Source organism: Bacillus sp. FSL M7-1020, from assembly GCF_038050415.1.
Classification (GTDB): Bacteria; Bacillota; Bacilli; order Bacillales; family Bacillaceae_G; genus Bacillus_A; species Bacillus_A toyonensis.
Genome location: NZ_JBBOTW010000001.1, coordinates 4,329,878 through 4,356,053 on the forward strand (window position 1 = coordinate 4,329,878; position 26,176 = coordinate 4,356,053).

Below are 26,176 nucleotides of genomic sequence, written 5' to 3' on the forward strand. Positions count from 1 at the left end.
TGCATTGATGAGTAAAGTTCAAGAAAAATATCAAATATCTCCTGTCTTTGTTTTCTTCTTAATTCACAGTGCACAGTTTGGTGCCGGAGTTCTCGGGTTCGCTCGAATTATTGCAAAAGCTGCTGGATACGACGGCTGGATGGGAGTTTTAATCACAGGGTTTTGTATCCATATTCTTATATGGATGATGTACGTCTTATTAAAAGAAACAAACGGTAATTTAATTGATTTACATCGGCAAACATTTGGAAAATGGCTTGGGGACTGTATTAATATCATCTTTGCTGCTTATTTTTTAATCGTCAGTATTTCCGTCATTCGAACATACGTTGAAATTATTCAAGTGTGGATGTTTCCTACCGCTTCAACTTGGATGTTAACACTTTTTTTATGCTTAGTTAGCTACTACATTATTTCTTCTGGCTTTCGTGTCATTACTGGTATTTGTGTTATATCTGTTGGTGGTACATTGGGATATTTATTGCTTAGCCTATTTGTTTTGAAATACTCACATTGGGATAATCTACTTCCTATATTCACACATTCTTTTTCAGATATTTTAAAAGCCTCTCAACTGTCCATCTACAGTATGACCGGTTTTGAGATTTACCTCATGGTTTATCCATTTGTGAAAAAACCTATGCAATCTCATAAATACGCTCAATACGGGGCACTATTTTCAAATCTTCTATATTTATTTAGTACCCTTTTAGCCTTTGCATTTTTTAGTGAAAAACAATTGTTAAAAACGATATGGTCCCAACTTTCTATGACCCAAGTAATCCAATTACCATTTATAGAAAGACTAGAATATATTGCAATTTCAGCTTATGCACTCGTTATTGTCACTAGTTTCATCCTCCCCTTATGGGCTGCAGTGAGAGGAACTCACGAAATATTTCGCGTAAAACAAAGAGGTGTTTTAATCGCTTTCATCCTTATCACCCTCATTGTTTCACAACTTTTAACAAACAGACACGATATTAATAACTTTATTAGTAATGCATCAAAAGTTAGTTTTTGGCTCATTTATGTATACATCCCAATTCTATTTATTATTGTGTGGGTGAAAAGAAAATGGAAAAAATCAAAAGCAAATTAATACTTATTTCTTGTATAACATTCTTCAGTTTAACTGGATGTTTACAAAAAAATATTATCGATGATGTACAACTTATTCAAGGAAGCGTTTTTGATGTAGCAAAAGATAATAAAATAAAAGTGACATTCGTTTGTCCCATTCAGAAAAAAGGAAATAAAGTTCAAGTTTTTGAAGGCAGCGCAAATGCGGTAAAACAAGTAAAAGCAGACACATCTTTAGAGTCTTCTCAACCGTTTGCTAGCGGACAAATGCGTGTCGCTCTATATACGATAAGACTTGCAAAAAAAGGAATGTCTACTTCATTCGATACATTACTTCGAGATGTGAATATAGGAAACGCTTTATATGTTGCTTTATTAGAGGGGAATGGTACCGAACTTTTAAAAGGCAAATATACAACTTCATATAACGTTGCAATTTATATAAAAAAGTTGCTAGAACATAATATGGAGACCGGTCCTTTACCAACGGATAATCTGCATGTAGGAGCATTCCGTTATTATCAAGAAGGGCAAGACTACTATATTCCAATTTTAAAGAAACATGGTGATAAAATAAAAATCACCGGAATTGGTCTTTTTAAAAAAGATAAATATATCGGTAAAATTGCGCAAAAAGATATGTTCATATTTAAAGGACTGTTAGAAAAACATAAATTAGATTCACATGAATTTAAAACAGATTCTGCGTACGTAATGATTAATAATATTCGTTCTGTTCCAACTTACGATATAAAGATTAAAAACGGAAAGCCTTCTTTTTTCATTCACGTTCATCTTGATGCACGTATTCAAGAATTATCAAAACAAATTAACTTAGAAAATAACAAGAACACAAAAAACATTGAAAAAAATGTACAAAAACAATTGGACGTACAGGCTGCCAAATTAATTAAGCAGTTCAAATCTTTAGGCGTCGATCCCCTCGGGCTAGGAGCAAAATATAAACACCATTATCGCCCCTTCAAATTAGAAGAGTGGAGACAAATGTACAAAGATGTTCCGATTCATATAAAATACACCGTAAACATTACAAATTCTGGTGTAATTGAATGAGAAATGATTGAACTCCTCTCTCCGGCATGATACAACGGATAGAGGAGTTTTTATTTTAGATAGAGAGAGAAGATATTTATGGGGGAGCTTATGTCTAAAAAATTAGTAAAGCCTATTTTAAACGGTATTTTATTTCTCGGCGTCTTTTTATTTGCTCATACATACTTAAAAAATGTTTCCTTCACACGTTATTTACTTGTCGTTATACCGATGTTACTCGTTGGTATGTTCGGCATCGACCTTATTTTATCCATTTTAATAAAAAAAGAAGAATAACGAGCGAGGATGTCTCATAAGTCGAGATTTTTGACTAGATGACATCCTTTTTATTTTCTATTTTGGAATCAGCGCTACAGTACATGAATTTATATCAACGATTTTTCAAATATATCTACCATAACTCAAAATATATCAACGATTCGACACAAAATATCGATTTACCTACAAAAATTGACAATAGTAACAACCCATACTAAGAAGAGAATGTTTCAATATATTTTTAGAACATCCTTTTTTTATTTAATAATCACCTTATGTTACAATGAAATTCGGCACAAAGTGAGAAAGGATGAAACAACATGACAAACGAAAAAGGTTTAGATAAAGGGTACGAGCTTGTTGCAAAAATGCATGAAGATTTCGGACATCCTGTAACAAATACTCCAACAAAACTAACAGAAGAGCGCGCAAAAATCCGTGCAAGTTTTATGCAAGAAGAGCTAGAAGAATTTCTAGAAGCAACTACTGTTGAAGATCAATACGATGCACTTATTGACCTTATTTACTTTGCATTCGGAACGTTTGCAGAAATGGGCGTACGTCCAGATAAAGGATTCGAGATTGTAAACAACGCAAACATGGCAAAACTATTCCCTGATGGGAAACCTCGATTCCGTGAAGGCGACGGCAAAATTTTAAAACCAGAAGGCTGGCAAGCACCAGAACCACAACTTCGTGCTGAAATTGAACGTCAGCGCCAAGAAGCTGAAAAAAACTGCTAGGATTTCCTAGCAGTTTTTTATTATGTCTTTTTTTCTGCAGCTCATTAATGACCCACGTGCCCCGCGTGTCCTGCTGCTCCACTAATACTAGCTGCTCCTGCTCCTGCTGCTGCCCCTGCTCCTCCTGCTCCAATTCCCCCTGTCCAAGGAGACGATTGTTGCTGTTGTTGATATTGCTGATATTGTTGTTGGCCTTGATGATGCTGTTGGCCTTGGTGATGATGTTGACCTTGGTGATGGTGTTGACCTTGATGATGCTGTTGACCTTGATGATGCTGTTGACCTTGATGATGCTGTTGACCTTGGTGGTGGTGTTGACCTTGGTGGTGGTGTTGACCTTGGTGATGATGTTGGCCTTGGTGTCCATGATGTTGGCCTTGGTGGTGATGTCCATGGTGACCATGTTGGCCTTGATGACCGTGTTGGCCTTGGTGAGTTTGATAAAGAACAGCTTGCGGATGAATGTGGTGGTGACCTTGGTGATGTACTTGTTGTTGGTGATGACCTTGATGGCTGTGTTGACCTTGATGGTGGTGATGACCTTGATGGCCGTGTTGACCTTGATGGTGGTGATGACCTTGATGGCCATGTTGACCTTGATGGTGGTGATGACCTTGATGGCCGTGTTGACCTTGATGGTGGTGATGACCGTGATGGCCATGTTGACCTTGATGGTGGTGATGACCGTGTATGACTTGCGGATACCCACCTACTCCTCCTGCTACAACACCTACTCCTGGTACAGGGAATCCTGTCTGTCCCCCTCCAACGAAAGAAGGAAATGTAGTTGGTACTCCTACTGGAATTCCAGTTTGTGCGCCAGCTACTGATGTCGGAAATCCTCCCGTTAACGTTGGAATTCCAGTTTGCATGCCTGCTACTGATGTTGGAAATCCTCCATGTGCTCCACCCATCCAGCTCGGAATTCCACCGTATCCTTGTTGCCCTGCTCCTCCCATTAACATCATTTGTTCATAACTATCCGATCCACCTCCGAAGAAGCCATGCGGTGCATTATTGTCCATCCCTTTCATTCCTTTCACCCCTTGTTTTCAATTTAACCTACCTTTTGTATCATATTTCCTAGTTAAAAATAGGTGTTTGTCTGCATAAGAATTCCTAACCTTTTTCCTCATTCGTGATAGAATCAATTGACTGATTATTCTTTCACCACTTTAAAAGGAGGCATTTCTATTGAGAAACGTTACAAAAGCTTCAAACGACGATTTAGATTCAATCTTACATATAGATATTGATGTAATCGGAGACGATAGTAGACGAAATTATATTAAACACGCTATTGATGAGGAGAAATGCATCATTGTAAAAGAAGACAATTCTATTTTAGGTTTTCTGACGTATGATACGAACTTCTTTAGCTACACGTTCCTCTCATTAATCATTGTTTCGCCAACAAAAAGAAGACAAGGCCATGCAAGCTCATTAATCTCCTATATGTTAAGTAATTCTCCTACGCAAAAAATTTTTTCTTCAACGAACGAATCGAATGCAAATATGCAAAAAGTTTTTAAAGCGAATGGATTTATGCGTAGTGGAATAATTGAAAACTTAGATGAAGGTGATCCAGAAATTATTTTCTATATAAAAAAGCTCAGAGCATAAAGGCTCTGAGCTTTTCTTTCATTCATTAGTTTGCAACAACGTTAACAAGTTTGCCAGGAACGACAATTACTTTACGAACTGTTTTTCCTTCGATTTGTTCTTTAATTGCTTCAAGTGCAAGTTGTTCCATTTCTTCTTTTGATGCGTCTTTACTCATTGTTAATTTTGCGCGAACTTTGCCCATAATTTGAACAACGATTTCAACTTCATCTTCTACAAGTTTAGACTCATCAAATGTTGGCCAGCTTGCATATGTGATTGTTTCATTGTAACCAAGCTTGCTCCAAAGTTCTTCCCCGATATGAGGTGCAACTGGTGCAATCATTTTTACGAAACCTTCTACATATTCTTTCGGAAGTGTATTAGCTTTGTATGCATCGTTGATGAATACCATCATTTGAGAAATCGCTGTGTTGAAGCGAAGCTCTGCATAGTCTTCTGTTACTTTCTTCACTGTTTGATGGTAAGCTTTTTCAAGCTCTTTATTTGGTGCATCAGTAATTTTCTCACTTAATTCACCGTTATCTTGAACGAATAGGCGCCATACGCGGTCTAGGAAACGACGAGCTCCGTCAAGACCATTTTCAGACCAAGCGATTGAAGCATCTAATGGTCCCATGAACATTTCGTATAGACGAAGTGTATCTGCACCATGGCTCGCTACGATATCATCAGGGTTTACAACGTTACCTTTTGATTTACTCATTTTCTCGTTGTTTTCACCTAGAATCATACCTTGGTTGAATAATTGTTGGAACGGCTCTTTCGTTGGAACTACACCGATATCATATAATACTTTATGCCAGAAACGAGCATATAGTAAGTGAAGTACAGCGTGCTCTGCACCGCCGATATAAATATCAACTGGAAGCCATTGTTTTACTTTTTCAGGATCTACAAGTGCTTCGTTATTATTTGGATCCATGTAGCGTAAGTAGTACCAACAGCTACCAGCCCATTGTGGCATTGTGTTCGTTTCACGACGACCTTTTTTACCAGTTTCAGGATCAACAACATTTACCCACTCGTCAATGTTAGCAAGTGGTGATTCACCTGTACCTGAAGGACGGATGTTTTCTGTTTTCGGAAGAACTAATGGTAATTCTTCTTCTTTCACAGCTGTCATTGTGCCATCTTCCCAGTGGATTACTGGAATTGGCTCACCCCAGTAACGTTGACGGCTAAATAACCAGTCACGTAGACGGTACGTTACTTTTTGATTTCCTGCACTCGTCACTTCAAGCCATTCAATCATTTTTGCGATTGCTTCTTCTTTATTTAAACCATCAAGGAATGCTGAGTTTACGTGTGCACCATCACCTGTGTATGCTTCTTTCGTAATGTCTCCGCCTTTTACAACTTCCTTCATTGGAAGATTGAACGTTGATGCGAATTCATAGTCACGCTCATCGTGAGCTGGAACCGCCATTACAGCACCTGTTCCGTAAGTTGCAAGAACGTAATCAGCGATCCAGATTGGTAATTTCTCACCGTTTACTGGGTTAACTGCGTAAGCACCAGTGAATACACCAGTTTTCTCTTTCGCAAGTTCTGTACGCTCTAAATCACTCTTCATTTTTACAGAATTAATGTAAGCTTCTACAGCTTCTTTTTGCTCAGCAGTTGTAATGTCAGCAACAAGTGCATGCTCTGGAGCAAGTACACAGTAGCTTGCACCGAATAGTGTATCAGGACGCGTTGTGAAAACTGTGAATTTTTCATCTGTACCGTCGATGTTAAAGTGTACTTCTGCACCTTCAGAACGACCAATCCAGTTACGTTGCATATCTTTTAAGCTTTCTGGCCAATCAAGCTCATCTAGATCTTCTAATAGACGATCTCCGTAAGCTGTAATTTTTAACATCCACTGTCTCATCGGACGACGCTCAACCGGATGCCCACCGCGCTCACTCTTACCATCAATGATTTCTTCGTTTGCAAGTACTGTACCAAGCGCTGGACACCAGTTTACAGGTACTTCATCAACGTAAGCTAAGCCTTTTTCAAATAGTTTTAAGAAGATCCATTGTGTCCACTTGTAGTAGTTTGGATCCGTTGTATTTACTTCACGATCCCAATCATAAGAGAAGCCTAATGCTTTAATTTGATTACGGAACGTATTAATATTAAGCTCTGTAAATTCTGCCGGGCTATTTCCAGTATCAAGTGCATATTGCTCTGCTGGAAGACCGAATGCATCCCATCCCATTGGATGAAGAACGTTATATCCTTGCATACGCTTCATACGAGATAAAATATCTGTCGCTGTATAACCTTCTGGATGTCCTACGTGTAAGCCTGCACCTGATGGATATGGAAACATATCTAGTGCATAAAATTTTGGTTTTTCTGTCTCATCTGGCGTACGGAATGTTTTATTCTCTTCCCAATATCCTTGCCACTTCTTCTCAATTTCTTGATGATTAAAGCTCATGAGATACCCTCCTTGAAATTCTATTTATTTTCACCGCCCAAAATACAAAAAACCTCTCATCCCTAGAAAGGGACGAGAGGTTATAGATTCCCGCGGTACCACCCTAAATTAATGTAAAATATACATTCGCTTAGATCCGTAACGTGGATTAACGGCAATTGCTACTATTAGTTTCACAACTGCAACTCAAAGGCGAGTTCATAACGAAACGTGGATTGACTTGCACCGACCGTCAACTCTCTAAACCCGCTTCTATTACTACTACTCCTTTTCACTGTTATTACAAATATGAGTTAATTAAATATATTCTAAAACATGTTACATGTTCCGTCAAACTAAACTGCAATTTTTTCTTCAACTGTTTCTTCTACTTTTACTCGTTTGTCATAAATGCTCGTTGCTATAAGCGCTACTACCAGCATTACCATGATCGCGATAAACAATACTTCCATATTGTATAAATCAACAATTGCTCCGCCGACGACTGGTCCGAACATTTTCCCTACAGTCGCCGCACTATTTACGACCCCTTGATAAAATCCTAATTTATCTTTCGGCGCAAGTATATTTGCAATGGTCGGAACCGCTGGCCATACGAATAACTCACCAATCGTTAATGTTACCATCGCAACGAGGAACATCGTAAATTGCTGCGCTTGACTTAACACAATGAATGAAGCCGCAAAAATGAAAATCCCAATCATAATTTGTTGTTTTAAAGAACGCTTCATCCAGCGAATTAGCATACTAACGAGCGGCTGCGCACAAACGATCATCGCTCCGTTTATCGTCCATAATAAACTATAGTGACGAAGGCTAATATTTAATTCTTGCATATGTGTTGCAATCGCCCCTTGCCACTGTACGTATGTAACCCAGCATAAAGCATATGCTACACACACAATAAGAAGTGCTTTGAATCCCGGTGTAAGTGACCACCCTTTTTTCGTTTCGACTTCTTTTTGTACCTCTGACCCTTTTTTGTCTTCCATACCACGGAATCCAATAAAAGCAATTAAGAAGAAAACAAAGTATAAAATAAAGTTCGCTAAGAAAATATAATCAAAACGATACGACGCAACTAAGCCACCGCACGCTGTTCCAATCGCAATACCAACGTTTTGTCCAACATACATCGCATTAAATGCTCGTCTTCCGCCCTCTGGCCAAACTGTACCAACCATCGCATACATCGATGGAAAGACCATTCCAGAACCAAAGCCAATTAATGCTAGCCATACAACATATAACGGCCAACCATGGAAGAACACAAGACCTAAAATCGATACGAGTGTAATGACAATTCCTACTAAAATTGATTTATAACCGCCCCATTTATCAAATAAAACACCGCCGAGCAAGTTTCCGATTACACCAGTAAGCGAGTTGATCATTAATACCATTCCAGCCACTGATAAAGATTTCCCTAGATGATCATGCAAATAAATTGTATTAAAAGGCCATAAAAAAGAAGCACCCGTGACATTAATAATCATCCCAGCTACTAATAGCCATACTTTCCTTGGCATATTCTCCCCTCCTATTCTATTTTTTTTCGTTCATATATAACAGTAAAATTGTAGTCGTTTTTAAATAGGAAGGCAACTGATTAATAGTTGATGAAATTCAGATAACGGTATGTTGGTAAATGAAATTATATTGATTGCCACTTAAAAATATATCGACTTACCGACAAAAAAGGACATCAGTAACAATATATAAGAAAGGGGAGGCTACATGAAGTTCATGCAGTCTCCCCTTTTTTATAACTATCCAACTTCTTTTTCTCGCTTCGCACGTTCTTTAGCACTCCATTTAAATATCTTATCTAATAGAGAGTATATTCTCCCAGACTCTTTCGTTAATAACGGACCTAACGATGCTAATATTAAAACGTACAGTGCAGAGAACGGTTTAATCGCTGCCATTAAGCCACCCGCAATACCGATATTGGCTACAATAATGGAGAACTCTCCGCGTGATACAAGCGTTAATCCGATATTCGTAGATGCCTTATGTGATAACCCTGCTTTACGTCCCGCAGCCATTCCAGCGATAAAATTACCGATGAGAGTAATGAAAACTGCTCCTAAGGCCAACCACACGGCTCCTCCAAGAGAAAATGGATCTATACTTAAACCGAAACTGAAAAAGAATATAGCTCCAAAGAAATCACGAAACGGAACGACAAGATGCTCGATTCGATCACTATGCTCTGTTTCAGAAAAGACAAGCCCTAATAATAACGCTCCAATCGCCTCAGCAACATGAATCGTTTCTGAAAAACCAGCCACAAAGAATAAAATAGCGAATATTACGATAATAAAAATTTCGTTAGACGAAATATCTAATACTTTATTTAGGAACGGCGTAGCTTTTCGAGCGATTATAAAGAACAATAACATATAGCCTACTGCGATTAAAACAGATGTAAGAGCACCTATAAATGACGTTGCACCTCCGAGTACTAACCCTGAAACAACTGACAAATATACAGCTAAAAAGATATCATCAAACATAATGATTCCTAAAATTAGCTCCGTCTCTTTATTACCAGATCGCCTTAAATCAACAATTACTTTTGCGACAATTGCACTCGAGGAAATTGTTATGATTCCGGCAATAATTAATGTTTCTAATAAGGGGAAACCCATTATATATCCGTAAAGCAAACCTAATATAAAATTAAGCGATATATGAACAGTTCCCCCAAAAGCAATCGACTTTCCTGATTTAATTAATTTTTTTATTGAGAATTCTAAGCCTAAATAGAATAGGAGGAATATGACGCCAACACGGCCGAGGAAGGAAATTACTTCTCCGCTTTCAATAAACCTTAAATCGATAAGCCCTAAATCTGGGGCATGAGGCCCCACTAGCATACCAAGTATAATGAGAAACGGAATAATCGAAAACTTTAACTTTGCAGCGAGAATTGTTGCAAAAGCTACTAATACTAACGCAGTTCCAACTTCAAAGACTAAAGTATCCATCGATTATGAGTCACCTCCCGCTGAAAGCAACTCATTAATAATTCTCTTCACTTCATGTCTTTCACCCGATAATACGAGCATATCACCAGCCTCAATGATAGAATCTGGACCTGGATTGAAAAATTTCTTCATATTCTTTTTCAAAATAGCAATGATTGTTACGTTATATGTTTTTCGAACATGTAAACTACCAATTGTCTTTTGTACGACTGGTGCGTTATTTTCTATTTTAAACCACTCAATTGATAATCCTTCAAAAGCCATCTCAATCGTGTCTAACGCTTGTGGCCTATAGACCATTCCACCTAATATAGCTGCAATTTGTCTCGCTTCAGAATCGCGAAGAGAAATACTTGAAATACTCTCATCATGATCCACATCAAAATGATACATTTCTCTTCTTCCATCATCATGAATAACGATAACCATTTTTTCATTACCTTTCGTAATTACTTCAAACTTACAACCAATACCCGGAAGTTCACTTTCTCTAATATTCATATTTTCCGCCTCCTAAAATTTTTAGTTACGGCTTTTACAAATCTACATCGATCTCCGTTTTAAACTTTTCATCTTTTGAAATACCTAAATATTTGAGCGTTTCTGATGGCGTTGCGTGATGGAAATGTTTTTGCAGTAGCGCAATCGCTATTCCTCTTTTGTACGCGTGAAACCCAAATGTTTTTCTCATTGAATTCGTTCCAATCTTCCCAACAATTCCAACTGCTTCCGCAGCATTATGAATCACCCGATAAGCTTGTTGACGCGTAATTGAATTTGTCGTTTTATTAGATTGAAATACGTAGTTTTCTCTTTGAGCATCAAAAGATTGTACGTACGCTAAAAGCGCTTCCTTTACTTTTGTATTTAAATAAATATCTTGTTTAAATTTTTCATCTTTCACAGGAAGAGAATAAAACTCTTTAGCAGTTCCATCTTCATTTAATACATCTTCAAACTTCATACTAAGGAGCTCAGTAATTTTTAAACCCGTGTTAATTCCAATAACGAATAAAAGATAATCTCGCTGGGAATGCTCTTTCAAATATTTTTTCATAGCCTCAATTTGGCTTATATCTTTTAATGCCTCTACAACTTCCATACATGTATTCTCCTCATCTTATGAACGGTAATTTTCTCATCATGTTGTCCATTTTACCTTATCATGCTATGGGAATTCCATGTATTATCCATTTCCTTTTAAATTTTTTACGCTATACAATTGAAGCGATATACTTTAATGCACCTAAAAATTCTGGATATTTATGATTTGGAAACTTACTATTGTAAAAATACGTTGCGGTTAGAAAAATAACGAGGAATAAAGATGAAAATAGTAAAACTTCTTTGGACCTTAGCGCTATACTTATAACTTCAAATAAAGATCCATCTTCTTTCTGCAAGTTGGATTCCTCCTTTCATTTCCTGCTACTTTATATGTTTAGTTTATGTTACTTAATTATATTTTATAACATAATTAAGTAACATATCAATGTTTTTCGTTATTTTTTCTGAAAATAACAAAAATACCGAGCGCCCTACGCTCGGTATTTTTGTTATTAGTCCTCTTTCGGAAGAACAATTCCTTTATACAATTGAACTGTAATGAAGTAATAAATCGCATAAATAACTACGAAAATTACAATTGGTACCCAAATACGGAAGTACGGATCAAGTAAAATAAATCCGAAAATATTCATACCAACTAATACGTGAGCAATACCGACAATTGCCGGGAATAAGAATACTAAGAATAACTCTTTATAAATAGATTTTGTTAATAATTCACGGCGCACCCCGATTTTACGAAGCATTTGATAACGCGTAATATCTTTTGATGCACCAGACAGAATTTTAAACATTAAGCAACTTGCCATCATCGCTAAGAAAGCAATGCCAAGGAAGAAGCCCATAAACACTGTTCCACTCGCAAAACCGTAGAACATGTCGTAAGCTTGATATTTACTGTTCATTCTTTCAGCCGTTACATTTTTATATTTATCTAGCTGCAACTCGTCAAGTTTTTTCCATTCTTTTGTATATGTTAAGAAATCATCTACTTTTCCGATAAATGCTATACCTTCTTTACCATTTATCCCATCGTACATTTTTTGGTCTACAATTTTAATCGCATGATCTTCGTATATATAATATGGATGGATTGTACTAAAAGCATCAACCCATTCTTTTGGAAGTTCTTTAGCGTTCGCATCTGTTTCATTCATGTCTCTAGAAACTGCACCTACTGGTAGTTCCTCTGAAGCTTTCTTCGTATTCACTAAATCTTTCATCGATTTCATGTTTGCCATATCTTTTACTAAAGGACGATTTTTCTCTAAATCCTCTTTTATATAGTAAACGTATTTATCATCTACTTTGTAACGATATTCGTTTTTCTCTTTAAATGTAATACCGTCTAAAATTTTCTTTTCTTCAGCTGTTGGGTTATGAACTACTGAATCATATATTACTAAACCATCTACCATTTTTATAACATTATTTTTAAACGCCATACCACCTGAAATTGCACCCGCTCCAAGAGCAACTAACATTGCTACTGTCGCAAGCACTTTCGTTAAACTATTAATACGGAAGTTTAATTGTGCAAAAGTAAAAGCGTTAAGCCCTTTTTCGCTTCGTTTTTTATTACTTTTTAACTTTTTAATAATAACAGGAAGAAGCGATCCAAATAGCATGTAAGTACCAGCTGTTGTTGTAATTAATGCAATAATGATTCCCATTTCTCTTAGTTTTTCCATATAAATCATTGATGCATAGCCAATACCTAATAAAATAACCGCAAGGAATGCAACTAAACCTGTCATTTTCCCTTTTACCGCAACACGTTCTGTTTGTGCATCTGCATGTACAAGTTGTAATACAGAAATACGAGATAATTTAATACTATTCATAATTGCTGATAATACAAATAGTGCAAAGAAGAAGATGCAAGTAACAGTCATAGATGGTAAATAAAATGCTTTATAGCCTTCACCAGCAAATTCTAATTGTTTCATTAATAACTGTCCGATACCTTCTGCAAGTCCTACACCAACTATAATACCAATCGCAAGAGACGCAGCACCTAATACGATTGTTTCAATAAACATAAGTAATGTAACTTTATGTTTTTTTGCTCCTAACATCATATACATACCAAACTCTTTTTGACGAAGAGATAGTAAGAAAGAGTTCGCATACAAAATATAGAAGAACGTTATAATAGCTAGTAAAAATGAACCTGCTTGGAATACAAATCCAATTTGACCAATAGTAGAATTTTCCTTAAGGAAGGCCTCGTTTAACGCTAACGTTTGGAACATATAAAAAATTGAAATCGACATGACAAGACCAACCAGTAAGACGATATAATCTTTCAGCTTACTTTTTAGTCCTGACATGGAAAGTTTGAATAACATGCCAAAGTCTCCTTTCCTACGCTTTTTGTGTGCCTAAGTCTGCAAGCACATCTAAAATTTCTTTATAAAACTCTTCACGTGTACCACCACGGTGAATTTCTTTATATAGCTCACCATCTTGAATGAATAAAATACGCTGACAGTAACTTGCACTATACGGATCATGTGTAACCATCATAATAGATACACCTTGATCTTCATTTAAGTTTGTCATCGCATCAAGTAAACTCGCTGCATTTTTAGAATCAAGCGCTCCTGTTGGCTCGTCCCCTAAAATAATTGCTGGCTCATGTACTAAAGCGCGCGCTGCTGCCGAACGTTGCTTTTGTCCACCAGATACTTCAGATGGATACTTTTGAAGTATTTCTGTGATTCCTAACATATCTGCTACTTTTTCTACTTTCGGTCCAATGTTACGTGATGAAACACCTTGAAGTGAAAGTGGAAGTGCAATGTTTTCGTAAATAGATAAGTTCTCTAATAAGTTAAAGTCTTGGAAGATGAATCCTAACTTTTGTGAACGGAAATCTGAAAGCTCACCTTGCTTCATTTTTGTAATATCCGTACCCGCAATTTCAACAACGCCGCCTGTTGCTTTATCTAACGTTGAAATTACATTTAATAATGTCGTTTTACCAGAACCAGATGGTCCCATAATTCCTACAAACTCACCCTCTTGAATTGAGAATGATACACCTTTTAACGCGTGTGATTGGTTCTCACCTTTTTTACCGTACACTTTTTGAACGTTTTTCACGTCTACAACTGGTTTCGTCATATATATCCTCCTATGCTTGTTTTTCCATTACCTATTTTGCGCTTTTTGGAGGGGAACTGCTATTTGTTAACATTACATTTACCTTACACTTTTGTAATATAAAAAGGCTGAGCATGTAAGGTTGACTTTTTTCCTTTAAATACAAATTCGTTCACTTTTTGAAATGGTACATCCGTAAATGAAATTATATTGACTTACCGACAAAAGCTGAAAATAAAAGTAGGCTGTTCCACAAAAGGAACAGCCTACTTCTCTCTTTATTTCTTTAAAGGTGTTACCGTCCAGTACGTAATAACACGCCAAATCCATTCTAGTGGACCCATCTTAAAGATTTTCATCCAAATCACACTAAACACAATTTGAATTGCGTAAATTGCAATACATACATATAACGTCTGCATGTACGTTAAGTTTCCCGCAAAGTTAAATGCACTTCCTGCAATTAAAATCATTGCAGTTTGTCCGATATAATTTGTTAACGCCATACGACCATAGTATTTGAGTGGTGCTAACAATGTTTGAACTGTTTTTAATTGAAGTAATAAAATTAATGCTCCCACATAGAAAGCTGAAATGACTGGTCCAACTGTAACACCAATTTTTAAAAATCGGCCTGCAGCATCCATTGTTCCGTCCTCATTCATAAGTATCATATTTACAAATGGCTCAGCAGGTACGTGCCCGTATTGATACCATACAGCTACGACACTTAAAACAAACATAATACCTGTAAAAATAGCGACTTTCTTTATGTTTTACGTGAGATTTTCAAATACACGATATTGGCCTGCAGCAAGACCTAATAAAATTAAGCCGAGTGGTAATAGTTCTTTAATCCCCATTACACTAAAAGCAATTGTTAAAATAAGGCCAATAACTAAGTTCACTTGTTTTTTCGCTTTATAAAATGGTAAAACGATTAACCCGCAAATTGCATATAACGTTAATGCCTCTCCTGGCTGAAACATGTAATGAATCAAACCGAAAATAAATAGTGCAACTACTCGGCGTAGAAATAGAACATATCCATTCTTCCCTTTCGCAATTGCTCTCGTTATAAAGATATAGAATCCTACTCCAAATAAGAATGAGAAGATTGAGAAGAAACGACTTTCTACAAATAAGTATAGAAACCTTTGATAACTTGCATCCACTGTATTAGGGTCTGGAATTTTAATATTAAGTAGTGCAAGAATATTTACTAAAATAATCCCCAGTAGTGCGAAACCACGAATGTAATCTAACTCATCAATTCGTTTGTTTGTAATATTGTTCCCCATAAAGCAACTCCTTGTATAAAATTTAATCCTTCCTTACTCTACTGGAAAAGGACAATCGTAACTATCGGTTAACCTTACAGGAATCTTAAATTATTGTAATATAATAAAATAAAACCAGGTCATATTGCGACCTGGTCTACTCTGATTGCTTCGATCTTTGAGGTTGTCCTTTTTTACTGTTGCGCTGTTTCACTTGCACAACTGGATCAAGCTCATTCGAAAACTCAGCGTTATGTCCATTTTGTGTTTTTTGCTCTGGGTTATTTTGATCTGAACGTTTCGCCATTACATTCACTCCTTATTAGTGCGGTGTAATAATCATTTGATGTTGCAATTGGCGAATTGCCATACGTGCTCTATTTAACTGCTCACGTTGCTCATCATTCGCATGTTGTTGCATCGTTTGTAAATCGTTATATGCTTGTTCTAATTGTAACTGTGCATCTGAATACTCCATCGTATTGTAATGCTCTTGTCTCATACCAAGATCTAATTGCTCTTTCGCATATTCCACCGCTTGTTCCGCCTGTGTAATATACGATTCAAGTGATTGACGCTCTGCCATAATTGTCCCTCCTTGCTTCAATTCCCCTTTAGTGTGTCCCTTCCATCTGAACCTTATGAGTATGTTATAATGGATTTTATTTGTTTCATTTTGACTCGTCTTAGGAGGGAAAGTAATGAAGGTTCAAAACCCTTTTCCATATACAAACGACAATAAACGTTATCATACATGGAATTACCATTTACGAAATGAATTTGGTGAAAAAATCTTTAAAGTTTCATTAGATGCTGGCTTCGATTGCCCGAACCGTGACGGTACAGTTGCTTATGGTGGCTGTACATTTTGCAGTGCCGCTGGATCTGGTGACTTCGCTGGCGATCGCCGCGATGATGTTATAACGCAATATCATGAAATGAAAGAAAAAATGCACGCAAAGTGGAAAGACGGAAAATGTATCGCTTATTTCCAGGCGTACACAAATACACATGCTCCACTTGAAGTGTTAAAAGAAAAATTTGAACCGCTTCTAGCAGAAAAAGACGTTGTCGGTCTTTCTATCGCAACTCGTCCAGATTGTTTACCGGACGATGTCGTTGCATATTTAGCGGACTTAAATAAACGCACTTATCTTTGGGTTGAGCTTGGACTACAAACTGTCCATGAACGTACTGCCAATCTTATTAACCGCGCCCACGATTATCCGTCTTACGTTGCAGGTGTAAATAAATTACGTAAGCACGGCATTAGAGTTTGCTCTCATATTATTAATGGTCTTCCACTTGAAGATTACGACATGATGATGGAAACATCTCGTGAAGTAGCGAAGCTTGACGTACAAGGAATTAAAATTCATTTGCTTCATTTATTAAAAGGAACGCCAATGGTGAAGCAATATGAAAAAGGACAATTGGAGTTTCTTTCTCTTGAAGATTACGTAAGTCTCGTTGTTGACCAACTTGAAATGATTCCAGAAGACGTAATTGTGCACCGTATCACAGGTGACGGTCCACCTGATTTAATGATTGGCCCAATGTGGAGCTTAAATAAATGGGAAGTATTAAATTCCATCGATGCAGAATTTGTACGCCGCGGAAGCTGGCAAGGAAAATATGCAAATGAGGAGAAACAAAAATGAAATTAGAACGTGTATTACCGTTTGCTCGCTCGCTGCTGCAAACGGCTGTTAAAGAAGGCGATTACGCTGTAGATGCAACACTTGGAAATGGTCATGATGCTTGCTTCCTAGCTGAAATTGTTGGAGATAACGGAAAAGTATTTGGATTTGATATTCAAAAAGAAGCAATTGAAAGTTCTACTATCCGTCTAAAAGAAAAAAAACTTTTCGAACGTACTGTTTTAGTTCACGATAGTCACGATACACTTGTATCCGTATTACCAGAAGATGCAAAAGGAAAAGTAACAGGCGCAATCTTCAACTTAGGTTACCTTCCAGGCGGAGACAAACATATCGTTACAAAGCCGAACTCAACAATCTCGGCGATCGAACAATTATTAGAAATAATGGCACCTGAAGGTATCATCGTCCTTGTCATTTACCACGGACATCCAGAAGGACAAGTAGAACGCGACGCTGTACTTAAATTTGCAGAAGAACTCGACCAAAAACAAGCTCACGTTTTGCGATACGGCTTCATTAACCAGCAAAATAACCCGCCATTTATTGTGGCGATTGAGAAGCGATAAAGTGAAACTTTAATCAGTGGGGGCATTAACGGGGTAATTATATCAACGATTTTTCAATTATATCTATCATAACTCGGGATATATCAACGATTTTTTCGATATATCTATCATAACTTACAATATATCAACGATTTCTTGGATATATCGATTATTCGACAAAACATAACAAAAAAAGACGTGCACTCACTGCACGTCTTTTTGTTATTCTCCTATATAATGGATATATACAATGTTAAAGGAGACGAAAAAATGATTGGAATACTAGCAGGAATGGGGCCAAAATCAACTGGGCCATTCGTCGATACAGTTGTAGCAGAGTGCCAAACAATATACGGAGCAAAACATGATATAGACTTTCCTCATATGATGATTTATTCTTGCCCAACACCGTTTTACATGGATCGTCCTATCGATCACGAAGCGATGAAAAAAGCGATTATTGAAGGAGCACAAAAACTCGAAAGTGCTGGTGTAGACTTTATTGCTATACCTTGCAATACAGCGCATCTTTATTTTGAAGAATTACAGCATTCTCTTTCTATTCCAATTTTGAATATAGTCGATGAGACGTTACGAGCAATTCCTGAAACTGTAAAAAGAGTCGCTCTTCTCGCAACAGAAGCGACTGTTCAAGCTGGAATTTACCAAGACGGGATTGCAAAACGTAATATAGAATACCTCCATAATGAAAAATGGCAGGAGATGATTAATCAAATTATTACTTGTATTAAAAGCGGAGAAATTGAAGAAGCCCGCAAATTATGGAGCGCGCTCGTTTTACAATTAAAAGATGAAATAGATACTGCTATTATCGCATGTACTGATTTGAATGTTGTGGCGAGTGAGGATTTTGTGGATTCTGCTCAATGTCTTGCTGAGGCGGTTGTTTGGATGTATCTATCAAATACTAAAAGATCTTCATAAACATAGAAAACAGCCCTTTTAAAATGTGTTTTTTGTTTGCTAAAAACCCCCAAAACTTTTAACTTTCTTCACAATTCTTTCAAAGTATCCACACTTAATCTCGCTATATTAAATAAGTAGTTATTCATATAGGGAAGGTTAGGGGAACTGAAAGTATGAAAGTAAATCGTTCGCTTCATTACATTTTTTGGCGTTGGCATTTTTATGCTGGTCTTTTTATTACGCCACTTCTTATTACTTTGTCACTGAGCGGAATTGGGTATTTATTTCGGGAAGAGGTTGAGGATTTCATCTATAAAGATTTGTATTTTGGGAAGAGCGCCCAAACAGAGTCTATTTCGATGTCTGATTCTATTTCCTTAACAGAGAAAAAATATCCACATTATAGCGTGGCGAAAATTAGTGAGTTTAATGGGGATTATAATACGAGGCTTACTATTGCGAATGAATATACTGGGCAACAAAAATATGTGTATTTAGACAGCAATAATCAAATTGTTGGGGATCAAAATGCAAGTGAAACGTTTGCCAATATCATGAGGGAATTACATAGTTCTCTTTTAGTTGGTGGCACTGTCGTCAACTATACTGTAGAACTTGCGGCATGCTGGACAATCTTTTTAATCGTAACCGGATTGTACATGAGTATACGCCAATTCAAAAACACACCATCATCCAATAAGCGAGAAAAAGCAAAAAGACGTCATTCTATTATCGGTATTATATTTACAATTCCTCTCTTTCTGCTAGTCGCATCTGGATTGCCGTGGTCAGGATTTATGGGCAACCAAATTTATAAAATCGCAGCGTCGAATGAATCGATCGGATATCCCAAATTGTATATGGCACCACCTGAATCGAAGGTAAAAGAATTGCCGTGGGCAACAAGAAAAGAAGCTCCGCCTGAATCGAATTCAAATGAACCGAAAGCAATTTCTGTCGATGAATTACAAAAAGAAATTGAAATAAAAAAGCCATATGTTATCTCACTACCAGCTGATCCGAAAGGTGTATTCACTGTTTCGAAATCGAGCGGTTCTGGTATTACAGGTATGCATGTTGCACCAAATGAAGAGATAACAGCTTACTTTGATCAATATAGCGGGGAACTCATTTCAAAAACGGACTATCGTGATTATGGATTACTTGCACAATGGTTCACTTACGGCATCCCGCTTCACGAAGGACATTTATTCGGATGGCCAAATAAAATATTATGCTTACTAACGACATTTTCTTTATTACTTCTCATTTATTACGGAATAAAAATGTGGTTAGCAAGAAAGCCGAAAGGAAAATTAGCAGCACCGCCAAAGCAAAGAGATAAGAAAAGCGTACTCGTTTTCTTTATCATGATGGTTATACTAGGCGCTGTCATGCCTTTATTCGGACTGTCTGTTTTAGTTATTTTTGCGATTGAACTTCTTATATATGTATTTTCAAAAATACGATTATAATGAAAAGAAAACCACTCATATAGAGTGGTTTTCTTCATCACTGCGCCATTTTCTTTCGGTACAACTTCCCGTTCCAATAGAAGAATCGTGAAGTAAGCCCTCCGTATTTTACAATGCGCCGTGCCATTTTGTGCATATTCTTTTGTGCTGATACTTTTTGATCTGATAAATAAATACCAAGTAACCCTCGGCTAATAAGACGATGAAACTTCGCATGAGGCAAATCACCAATGCTGTTCTCTGCTTCTTCTACAAAATGTTTCATGCGATCTAATATAGCTTGCTCGTTTTCGTAATAACTACAGAAATTCAAATCTCCGCCTATACGGTCTTCTTCTTGATCGATAAAATAATCAAGTAAAATATGGAGTCCTTGTACGTAAGGGAAGTACCCTTGTCTAATTTTCGCAATATCTTCATCATGTAATTCATCATGAAATGCATATGCTACAAGACAGAAGATTCCAAGCGTAGAACCGGCACATGCTGAAAATTCAAACCAGCTCATCTCGGGTAAGTTTTCTTTATGTGCTTCAAACCATGTTTTTAAACGTGGTTCTCTTTCTTCTAACTTCACGTGTTTATGAATTTGTAAATCACAATAATAACAAGCTAGTTCATGAAGAACAGGAGCAATTTTGTCATAGTGCTTCGTTTTCTTTAAAACATCTTGGCACGTTTCAACAAGTTCATCTAAATAACCACCATCATCTTGATCATCACGATAACGATAATAATTACCGCCACCTTCTACTTCAGGTGATAATGCCATTAACATGGATTCATGCAGCGCGGCAAAATCGTTCGGATCAAGTGATGTACTGCGATCACATAAATTATCTAAATAGTCGCTAATCGTTTGATACGCTACGATAAAACGAATACATTCCTCTCGATGTTCATTTGCTAATAGCGCTAAAATGCCACCGCCCTCGCAATGAAACGTTTTATGCTCAATACTTGCGATTGCCTGACTATGAAGCTCATCATTCGGAATATGGTAGGCACGCTCTTTCCACATCGCTAGCTCATGGTGTACAACCGGAAACACATCACGGTATACTTTCGCCATGAGCGTTATGGGATTACTCGGTACGTTCACTTCTTCCTTCATCTCCTCTATTCATTGTACAAATAATTTACTTATTTGTTTCTATTATGTTATTGATACGTATTTCAGTAAATGACTGAATATAATTCAAAATTTCATCACGCTCATACTCATTTAATAATTCATGATAACAATTAGGCCATTCTTTATATGCCTTATCACTTATTTTAACATTATCAAACCACATGCGGACACGTGTTTTATCTACAAGTTTATCCTCACATGCTTGCATTAGCAAGAGCGGAACATCTGGAAAATCGTTTATTTTCTTATGAGCCATTTCAATAGACTTAATTAATTCACTATACCAACGTACTGATACTTTGCGCAAGAACAATGAATCATTCTCCATCGCATCTCTCACTTCATGATTACGTGTCGACATTTCCACTGTAAGATTCGTTGCAAATTGCAATTTTGGTGCAACAACATTTAATATTTTTGAAGCCGCTCGAAGCGGAGCAGCAGGTGCAGCTAATACGCCTAAACATGGCGAACTTAAAATGATACCATCTATATCTTCTCTCTTCGTTTCTTGCATCATACGAATCACGATAAGACCGCCCATACTATGACCGAATAGAAAAATAGGTACCCGGTATTTTCTAGCTTCTTTCACCCATAATTTAACTTCTTCTATGTATTCATCAAATGAATCAATATGTCCTCTATTTCTCGAAGTCGTTCCATGTGACGGAAGGTCTCCCATCACGACGTGGTAGCCGATATGATTCCACATTTCCGCGACCGCTTCGTAGCGTCCGTGATATTCCATTGCGCCGTGTACAATAACGACTACAGCTTTCGCTTCCTCCGCTTCATAATTCCACATACAGACCTCCTCCATTTCACTCTTTTTCATAATTTGATACACTAAAACTAGTCTCTAGGAAAGGAAGGCTTTACATGATATATCCTTATAAAGAAAAAAACCCAAAAATTTCGAGTAGTGCTTTTATCGCTGACTATGTTACGATTACAGGCGATGTTTCCATTGGTGAAGAAGCAAGTATTTGGTTTAATACAGTCATCCGAGGTGACGTATCACCGACTATAATTGGAGACCGGGTAAATGTACAAGATCAATGTACACTCCACCAAAGCCCTCAGTATCCTCTTATTTTAGAAGATGACGTTACAGTTGGACATCAAGTCATTTTACATAGCTGTCACATTAAAAAAGATGCTTTAATTGGAATGGGATCTATTATATTAGATGGTGCTGAAATTGGTGAAGGAGCCTTTATCGGTGCTGGGAGTCTCGTTTCACAAGGGAAGAAAATTCCACCAAATACGTTAGCGTTCGGTCGCCCAGCGAAAGTCATTCGTGAATTAACAGAAGAAGACCGTAAAGACATGGAACGAATTCGCACACAATACGTTGAAAAAGGTCAATACTATAAATCATTACAAAAATAATTTTCCTGCTGCCATAAGATTGGCAGCTTTTTTCATCCCGATTGGTGAAGGCTAATAATCAGTGGTGGATGAACAGAATCCCCACTGATTAAAGTTTCACTTTATAAAAACTAACTTTTTCTTTACAAAACATTATTATTCCCTCAACAAAATCTTATTAAAATAGAAGCAAATATCTCCATATATATGTAGATGAGGGAGGAGAATCTTCATGAAGGTCAGTGGATTATATAAAATAGAATGTTGCATTTTCAAAGGAATTAATCGCTACTTTGATCAAAAAACATTAAATATCTTTTTCAGCAATATTACTCATATTGGTGGTGCCACTTTCTCCATTGCACTCACACTTTTCTTTTTAATTTTCGCAAAAGGGACTTTGCATCAAGCTGCAATTGCAACTGCTATTTCTTTAGCAATTAGCCATATTCCTGTGCAAATATTAAAAAGATATTATCCACGAAAACGTCCTTATTTAACAATTCAGGATGCAAAATATCCAGTCCATCCATTAAAAGACCACTCTTTCCCGTCTGGTCATACAACGGCTGTTTTCTCTGTGTTCATTCCATTTATTTGCTATAATCCAAGCTTACTTGTTTTTCTATTACCGTTAGCATTATGCGTCGGGATTTCTCGCATTTATTTAGGGCTTCACTATCCGTCAGACGTATTCGTCGGTATGTGCCTCGGCACTTGCTCTGGCATCATCTCTTTTTATCAATGCATCCCACTCTTCACGTAAAGGAGCGATATGATGAGAGTCGCCATATTTACCGATACTTTTACACCACAAATCAATGGGGTTGCGAAAACATTAGAGCGATTAACACGTTACTTTCAAAAAGAAAATATCGCCTATTCTGTTTTCGCCCCTCAGCATACCGCTGAAGATAATTTCGTAGCAAATGTGAACAAAATGAGAAGTATCCCGTTAACAATATTATATCCAGAATGCCGCTTTTCTTTTCCTACTCCGCGCATTAAACAGGAACTTCTTACCTTTAAACCTGATATGATTCACATTGCTACACCTTTCAACATGGGACTTTGTGGATTGTATTATGCAAAAAAGTTAAACATTCCAGTTGTCGGTTCTTATCATACTGATTTCGATGCCTATTTACGCTATTACAAAATCGAATTCCTCTCTAATATGCTTTGGAACTATTTAAAATGGTTTCATAGTCATATGCAAAAGAATTTTGTTCCTTCCTCTGAAACATTACATCAACTAAAAAATAAAGGGTTTCAGTCCCTCTCTATTTGGGGACGTGGTGTAGATTGCACACTCTTTCATCCAGCTTATAATACAGACCTATTCCGAAAAAAATATAATATTACAGCGAAGTATGTCCTTTCCTATGTTGGACGGATTGCTCCTGAAAAAGATATTGATACGTTGCAAGACCTTATCGTTAAATCCGCGCATACTCGAAACGACATTCATTGGCTCATCGCCGGAGATGGTCCTCTAGCAGCAAACTTATGTGAAGCTGTCTCGAAAACAAATGTCACTTTTACTGGCTATTTACAAGGTGAAGATTTAGCTGAAGCATATGCTTGTTCTAACATAATGGTATTTCCATCAGCTACTGAAACGTTTGGAAATGTCGTACTCGAATCACTTGCATGTGGTACCCCTGTCATTGGTGCAAATAGTGGCGGAGTTAAAAATATTATTACAGATGGAAAAACGGGAGTTCTTTGTCCACCAAAAGATGCGGATGCATTTCTATCATCCATTTATTCTTTATTACAAAATAAAGAAAAACTTATACAGATGGGAATAGCAGCTTCGTCTTATGCGAAATCCAAAAGCTGGGATGAGATTTTTCGTGGCTTACTTAATCAATATGCAGAAGTCCTTCAGCACGCCACATCAGAATTACTCGCTTAAACACAAAAACTCCCTTCAAAAAAATGAAGGGAGTTTATTACACGAACACAAATTTTAGTTTAATAAATGATACATAAGGTTAAATATCACTTTATTTCTATATACATTATAACAAAAATAAACATAACTAAACAGACTTGTAATAAAAACCCATATAAATTAATATATGGTTATACAGTATTTTTACTGTATAGTGATTTTAAGAATTCCCCTTAAAATCAGCTTACTCACATACCTTTATACAGCAATTGTTCCCCAATTCTGTATATCAAAAAACCTTTCATTCATTTGAAAGGTTTTTTTGAGCTTGCGCATATTCTTCTTTCGTATTTACATTTATAAACCATTCTGCATTTGCTTGTATATCTTCTCCGGCAACATATTTCACATTACATTGTAATAAAAGCTGCCCCATACTTCTTTTTTCTTCTTGAAGTAAAGTATAAATCTTTTCTTTCACACGGTTATGATACGCTGCAAGTAACGGTTGTTTTCTTCCATTAATAATAGGTACAACCGCATCATATTCATTGTTCGTTTGCTCTAATAAAATAGTAAACCACTCATGCGAAACATTTGGCGCATCGCAAGGCATAATAGCGTACCAATCTGCTTCTATATATTCCATTCCTGATACAATTCCAGCAAGTGGACCGTTTCCTTTATAGTGCGGAATATCTTCTATAACAGGAACTTGTACGAATTGCTCTACTCGCTCTTTTATATCAGAATGACTAATGACTACAACCTCTTGGAGCGTCCTTGTCATCACTTTCAAAATATGCTCAATAAACGTACTCCCTTGCCAGCTTGCTAACGCTTTCGGCTCACCAAACCTACTCGACATACCACCTGCTAATACAATTCCAGCCCACTTACTCATTGGCGATGCAGTTCGAATGTAATATGACCTAACTCCGGTAAAATCAACTTATTCATCGCAAGGCGAACTGCTCCGCTAGATCCTGGCATTGAAAAGACAACTTTTCGCCCAATTGTGCCACCAATCGCTCTACTTAACATTGCACTACTTCCGATATCTTCTAAATAACTAATCATGCGGAACAACTCACCAAATCCGACAATTTCTTTATCTAATAGCGCTGATACGGCTTCAATTGTGACATCACGTTTCGTAATACCTGTACCACCATTTGTTAATACAACATCAACATCTTCCTTATGATAACCAGCTAACACTGCTTGCTGAATACTTTCTTTATCATCTTTTACAATTGCATAAGAAGTCACTGTATGGCCTGCTTCTTTTAACAATTCATGTAATAGTTGTCCGCTCTTATCTGTCTCTTCCGTACGTGTATCGGAAATTGTTACAATCTTGCAACGCACTTCTTTTGGCGCTTGTTTTTTATGTTCATTGACACTCATTTTTCTTCTTCCTTTCTTAAAGACTTTTCTTCATTTTATCATACATACCTTTACACAATTATGTATGAAGACGATGATGCAT

The 26,176-nt window shown here is 36.9% G+C and carries 27 protein-coding genes, 1 pseudogene and 1 other annotated feature; of the genes and pseudogenes, 12 read left to right on the forward strand and 16 right to left on the reverse strand.

Annotated features, from left to right (window positions below):
• Window positions 1-7: 7 nt before the first annotated feature.
• The 4 genes from MHB70_RS22230 to MHB70_RS22245 all read left to right on the forward strand — a co-directional run bounded on the left by MHB70_RS22230 (window position 8) and on the right by MHB70_RS22245 (window position 3,158).
• On the forward strand, window positions 8-1,102 hold the full coding sequence (locus MHB70_RS22230; protein ID WP_000049091.1) for a spore germination protein: 1,095 nt from the start codon (window positions 8-10) through the stop codon (window positions 1,100-1,102).
• Window positions 1,078-2,157, forward strand: coding sequence for a spore germination protein GerHC (gerHC, locus tag MHB70_RS22235; RefSeq protein ID WP_000411379.1), 1,080 nt, complete (start codon window positions 1,078-1,080; stop codon window positions 2,155-2,157). Before MHB70_RS22230 ends, gerHC begins: the two co-directional genes overlap by 25 nt.
• Before the next feature lie 90 nt (window positions 2,158-2,247).
• Window positions 2,248-2,433 carry a hypothetical protein gene (locus MHB70_RS22240; RefSeq protein WP_000038783.1) on the forward strand — a complete coding sequence of 62 codons (186 nt, stop codon included), beginning with the start codon at window positions 2,248-2,250 and terminating at the stop codon, window positions 2,431-2,433.
• Between the two features lie 302 nt (window positions 2,434-2,735).
• Window positions 2,736-3,158, forward strand: a complete 423-nt coding sequence (locus tag MHB70_RS22245; protein WP_000180546.1) for a hypothetical protein — start codon at window positions 2,736-2,738, stop codon at window positions 3,156-3,158.
• Between the two features lie 44 nt (window positions 3,159-3,202).
• Here MHB70_RS22245 and MHB70_RS22250 read toward each other — a convergent pair whose 3' ends face one another.
• On the reverse strand, window positions 3,203-4,201 hold the full coding sequence (locus tag MHB70_RS22250) for a hypothetical protein (protein WP_061529455.1): 999 nt from the start codon (window positions 4,199-4,201) through the stop codon (window positions 3,203-3,205).
• A gap of 151 nt (window positions 4,202-4,352) precedes the next feature.
• On the opposite strand from MHB70_RS22250, the gene MHB70_RS22255 reads away from it, so the two are divergent.
• Window positions 4,353-4,781: a GNAT family N-acetyltransferase gene (locus tag MHB70_RS22255; RefSeq protein WP_001246766.1), complete on the forward strand. Its 429-nt coding sequence runs from the start codon at window positions 4,353-4,355 to the stop codon at window positions 4,779-4,781.
• Between the two features lie 25 nt (window positions 4,782-4,806).
• Here the strand turns inward: MHB70_RS22255 and leuS are convergent, their stop codons facing one another.
• From leuS to MHB70_RS22310, 11 genes and pseudogenes are all read right to left on the reverse strand, one after another.
• Window positions 4,807-7,215 (reverse strand): leucine--tRNA ligase, encoded by a 2,409-nt coding sequence (gene leuS / locus MHB70_RS22260; protein WP_000009469.1) that lies wholly within the window; start codon window positions 7,213-7,215, stop codon window positions 4,807-4,809.
• Between the two features lie 65 nt (window positions 7,216-7,280).
• Window positions 7,281-7,499: a binding site (T-box leader), on the reverse strand.
• A gap of 51 nt (window positions 7,500-7,550) precedes the next feature.
• Window positions 7,551-8,744: an MDR family MFS transporter gene (locus tag MHB70_RS22265; protein ID WP_001137542.1), complete on the reverse strand. Its 1,194-nt coding sequence runs from the start codon at window positions 8,742-8,744 to the stop codon at window positions 7,551-7,553.
• A gap of 240 nt (window positions 8,745-8,984) precedes the next feature.
• Window positions 8,985-10,208, reverse strand: a complete 1,224-nt coding sequence (locus MHB70_RS22270) for a cation:proton antiporter (protein ID WP_000380436.1) — start codon at window positions 10,206-10,208, stop codon at window positions 8,985-8,987.
• 3 nt (window positions 10,209-10,211) lie between these two features.
• Complete coding sequence (locus MHB70_RS22275; RefSeq protein ID WP_001026058.1) at window positions 10,212-10,709, reverse strand: cation:proton antiporter regulatory subunit; 498 nt, start codon at window positions 10,707-10,709, stop codon at window positions 10,212-10,214.
• A gap of 34 nt (window positions 10,710-10,743) precedes the next feature.
• Complete coding sequence (locus MHB70_RS22280) at window positions 10,744-11,310, reverse strand: tyrosine-type recombinase/integrase (protein ID WP_000454203.1); 567 nt, start codon at window positions 11,308-11,310, stop codon at window positions 10,744-10,746.
• 112 nt (window positions 11,311-11,422) lie between these two features.
• A complete protein-coding gene (locus MHB70_RS22285; protein WP_001168330.1) occupies window positions 11,423-11,611 on the reverse strand; it encodes a hypothetical protein in 189 nt (62 codons plus the stop codon).
• Between the two features lie 156 nt (window positions 11,612-11,767).
• Window positions 11,768-13,627, reverse strand: coding sequence for an FtsX-like permease family protein (locus tag MHB70_RS22290; protein WP_000897747.1), 1,860 nt, complete (start codon window positions 13,625-13,627; stop codon window positions 11,768-11,770).
• Between the two features lie 16 nt (window positions 13,628-13,643).
• Complete coding sequence (locus MHB70_RS22295) at window positions 13,644-14,405, reverse strand: ABC transporter ATP-binding protein (protein ID WP_000165849.1); 762 nt, start codon at window positions 14,403-14,405, stop codon at window positions 13,644-13,646.
• Between the two features lie 257 nt (window positions 14,406-14,662).
• A pseudogene (locus MHB70_RS22300) lies at window positions 14,663-15,685 on the reverse strand (DUF418 domain-containing protein).
• Window positions 15,686-15,821: 136 nt separating this feature from the next.
• Window positions 15,822-15,971: a hypothetical protein gene (locus MHB70_RS22305; protein WP_001129345.1), complete on the reverse strand. Its 150-nt coding sequence runs from the start codon at window positions 15,969-15,971 to the stop codon at window positions 15,822-15,824.
• A gap of 15 nt (window positions 15,972-15,986) precedes the next feature.
• Complete coding sequence (locus MHB70_RS22310; RefSeq protein WP_000840865.1) at window positions 15,987-16,250, reverse strand: YtzC family protein; 264 nt, start codon at window positions 16,248-16,250, stop codon at window positions 15,987-15,989.
• Window positions 16,251-16,365: 115 nt separating this feature from the next.
• Between MHB70_RS22310 and MHB70_RS22315 the strand changes: the two genes are divergently transcribed.
• The 4 genes from MHB70_RS22315 (at window position 16,366) to MHB70_RS22330 (ending at window position 20,275) form a co-directional block, all read left to right on the forward strand.
• On the forward strand, window positions 16,366-17,325 hold the full coding sequence (locus MHB70_RS22315; RefSeq protein WP_061529456.1) for a TIGR01212 family radical SAM protein: 960 nt from the start codon (window positions 16,366-16,368) through the stop codon (window positions 17,323-17,325).
• Window positions 17,322-17,894 (forward strand): class I SAM-dependent methyltransferase, encoded by a 573-nt coding sequence (locus tag MHB70_RS22320; protein WP_000764465.1) that lies wholly within the window; start codon window positions 17,322-17,324, stop codon window positions 17,892-17,894. The genes MHB70_RS22315 and MHB70_RS22320 overlap by 4 nt, the downstream gene beginning before the upstream one ends.
• Before the next feature lie 249 nt (window positions 17,895-18,143).
• Window positions 18,144-18,818, forward strand: coding sequence for an aspartate/glutamate racemase family protein (locus tag MHB70_RS22325; protein WP_000579296.1), 675 nt, complete (start codon window positions 18,144-18,146; stop codon window positions 18,816-18,818).
• Window positions 18,819-18,973: 155 nt separating this feature from the next.
• A complete protein-coding gene (locus MHB70_RS22330; protein WP_000867831.1) occupies window positions 18,974-20,275 on the forward strand; it encodes a PepSY-associated TM helix domain-containing protein in 1,302 nt (433 codons plus the stop codon).
• Between the two features lie 37 nt (window positions 20,276-20,312).
• Here MHB70_RS22330 and MHB70_RS22335 read toward each other — a convergent pair whose 3' ends face one another.
• On the reverse strand, window positions 20,313-21,377 hold the full coding sequence (locus MHB70_RS22335; RefSeq protein ID WP_001102465.1) for a tetraprenyl-beta-curcumene synthase family protein: 1,065 nt from the start codon (window positions 21,375-21,377) through the stop codon (window positions 20,313-20,315).
• Between the two features lie 37 nt (window positions 21,378-21,414).
• Window positions 21,415-22,218, reverse strand: a complete 804-nt coding sequence (locus tag MHB70_RS22340; protein ID WP_000267439.1) for an alpha/beta hydrolase — start codon at window positions 22,216-22,218, stop codon at window positions 21,415-21,417.
• A gap of 74 nt (window positions 22,219-22,292) precedes the next feature.
• On the opposite strand from MHB70_RS22340, the gene MHB70_RS22345 reads away from it, so the two are divergent.
• From MHB70_RS22345 to MHB70_RS22355, 3 genes are all read left to right on the forward strand, one after another.
• Window positions 22,293-22,805, forward strand: a complete 513-nt coding sequence (locus tag MHB70_RS22345; RefSeq protein WP_000640217.1) for a gamma carbonic anhydrase — start codon at window positions 22,293-22,295, stop codon at window positions 22,803-22,805.
• Between the two features lie 211 nt (window positions 22,806-23,016).
• On the forward strand, window positions 23,017-23,550 hold the full coding sequence (locus tag MHB70_RS22350; protein WP_061529457.1) for a phosphatase PAP2 family protein: 534 nt from the start codon (window positions 23,017-23,019) through the stop codon (window positions 23,548-23,550).
• A 12-nt stretch (window positions 23,551-23,562) separates the two neighbouring features.
• On the forward strand, window positions 23,563-24,705 hold the full coding sequence (locus tag MHB70_RS22355; protein ID WP_061529458.1) for a glycosyltransferase family 4 protein: 1,143 nt from the start codon (window positions 23,563-23,565) through the stop codon (window positions 24,703-24,705).
• Window positions 24,706-24,985: 280 nt separating this feature from the next.
• Here MHB70_RS22355 and MHB70_RS22360 read toward each other — a convergent pair whose 3' ends face one another.
• Both MHB70_RS22360 and MHB70_RS22365 read right to left on the reverse strand, forming a co-directional pair.
• Window positions 24,986-25,588 carry a molybdenum cofactor guanylyltransferase gene (locus MHB70_RS22360; RefSeq protein WP_000049466.1) on the reverse strand — a complete coding sequence of 201 codons (603 nt, stop codon included), beginning with the start codon at window positions 25,586-25,588 and terminating at the stop codon, window positions 24,986-24,988.
• Window positions 25,585-26,094 carry a MogA/MoaB family molybdenum cofactor biosynthesis protein gene (locus tag MHB70_RS22365; RefSeq protein WP_000115581.1) on the reverse strand — a complete coding sequence of 170 codons (510 nt, stop codon included), beginning with the start codon at window positions 26,092-26,094 and terminating at the stop codon, window positions 25,585-25,587. The genes MHB70_RS22360 and MHB70_RS22365 overlap by 4 nt, the downstream gene beginning before the upstream one ends.
• Window positions 26,095-26,176: the final 82 nt, after the last annotated feature.

Coding starts and splice junctions, on each gene's coding strand:
- MHB70_RS22275 (WP_001026058.1), bottom strand. CDS start 10,709: ATGAATATTAGAGAAAGTGAACTTCCGGGTATTGGTTGTAAGTTTGAA.
- MHB70_RS22265 (WP_001137542.1), bottom strand. CDS start 8,744: ATGCCAAGGAAAGTATGGCTATTAGTAGCTGGGATGATTATTAATGTC.
- MHB70_RS22360 (WP_000049466.1), bottom strand. CDS start 25,588: ATGAGTAAGTGGGCTGGAATTGTATTAGCAGGTGGTATGTCGAGTAGG.
- MHB70_RS22320 (WP_000764465.1), top strand. CDS start 17,322: ATGAAATTAGAACGTGTATTACCGTTTGCTCGCTCGCTGCTGCAAACG.
- MHB70_RS22240 (WP_000038783.1), top strand. CDS start 2,248: ATGTCTAAAAAATTAGTAAAGCCTATTTTAAACGGTATTTTATTTCTC.
- MHB70_RS22305 (WP_001129345.1), bottom strand. CDS start 15,971: ATGGCGAAACGTTCAGATCAAAATAACCCAGAGCAAAAAACACAAAAT.
- MHB70_RS22330 (WP_000867831.1), top strand. CDS start 18,974: ATGAAAGTAAATCGTTCGCTTCATTACATTTTTTGGCGTTGGCATTTT.
- MHB70_RS22365 (WP_000115581.1), bottom strand. CDS start 26,094: ATGAGTGTCAATGAACATAAAAAACAAGCGCCAAAAGAAGTGCGTTGC.
- MHB70_RS22350 (WP_061529457.1), top strand. CDS start 23,017: ATGAAGGTCAGTGGATTATATAAAATAGAATGTTGCATTTTCAAAGGA.
- leuS (WP_000009469.1), bottom strand. CDS start 7,215: ATGAGCTTTAATCATCAAGAAATTGAGAAGAAGTGGCAAGGATATTGG.
- MHB70_RS22310 (WP_000840865.1), bottom strand. CDS start 16,250: ATGGCAGAGCGTCAATCACTTGAATCGTATATTACACAGGCGGAACAA.
- MHB70_RS22325 (WP_000579296.1), top strand. CDS start 18,144: ATGATTGGAATACTAGCAGGAATGGGGCCAAAATCAACTGGGCCATTC.
- MHB70_RS22295 (WP_000165849.1), bottom strand. CDS start 14,405: ATGACGAAACCAGTTGTAGACGTGAAAAACGTTCAAAAAGTGTACGGT.
- MHB70_RS22345 (WP_000640217.1), top strand. CDS start 22,293: ATGATATATCCTTATAAAGAAAAAAACCCAAAAATTTCGAGTAGTGCT.
- MHB70_RS22355 (WP_061529458.1), top strand. CDS start 23,563: ATGAGAGTCGCCATATTTACCGATACTTTTACACCACAAATCAATGGG.
- MHB70_RS22230 (WP_000049091.1), top strand. CDS start 8: ATGAGTAAAGTTCAAGAAAAATATCAAATATCTCCTGTCTTTGTTTTC.
- MHB70_RS22340 (WP_000267439.1), bottom strand. CDS start 22,218: ATGTGGAATTATGAAGCGGAGGAAGCGAAAGCTGTAGTCGTTATTGTA.
- MHB70_RS22280 (WP_000454203.1), bottom strand. CDS start 11,310: ATGGAAGTTGTAGAGGCATTAAAAGATATAAGCCAAATTGAGGCTATG.
- MHB70_RS22245 (WP_000180546.1), top strand. CDS start 2,736: ATGACAAACGAAAAAGGTTTAGATAAAGGGTACGAGCTTGTTGCAAAA.
- MHB70_RS22290 (WP_000897747.1), bottom strand. CDS start 13,627: ATGTTATTCAAACTTTCCATGTCAGGACTAAAAAGTAAGCTGAAAGAT.
- MHB70_RS22270 (WP_000380436.1), bottom strand. CDS start 10,208: ATGGATACTTTAGTCTTTGAAGTTGGAACTGCGTTAGTATTAGTAGCT.
- gerHC (WP_000411379.1), top strand. CDS start 1,078: ATGGAAAAAATCAAAAGCAAATTAATACTTATTTCTTGTATAACATTC.
- MHB70_RS22315 (WP_061529456.1), top strand. CDS start 16,366: ATGAAGGTTCAAAACCCTTTTCCATATACAAACGACAATAAACGTTAT.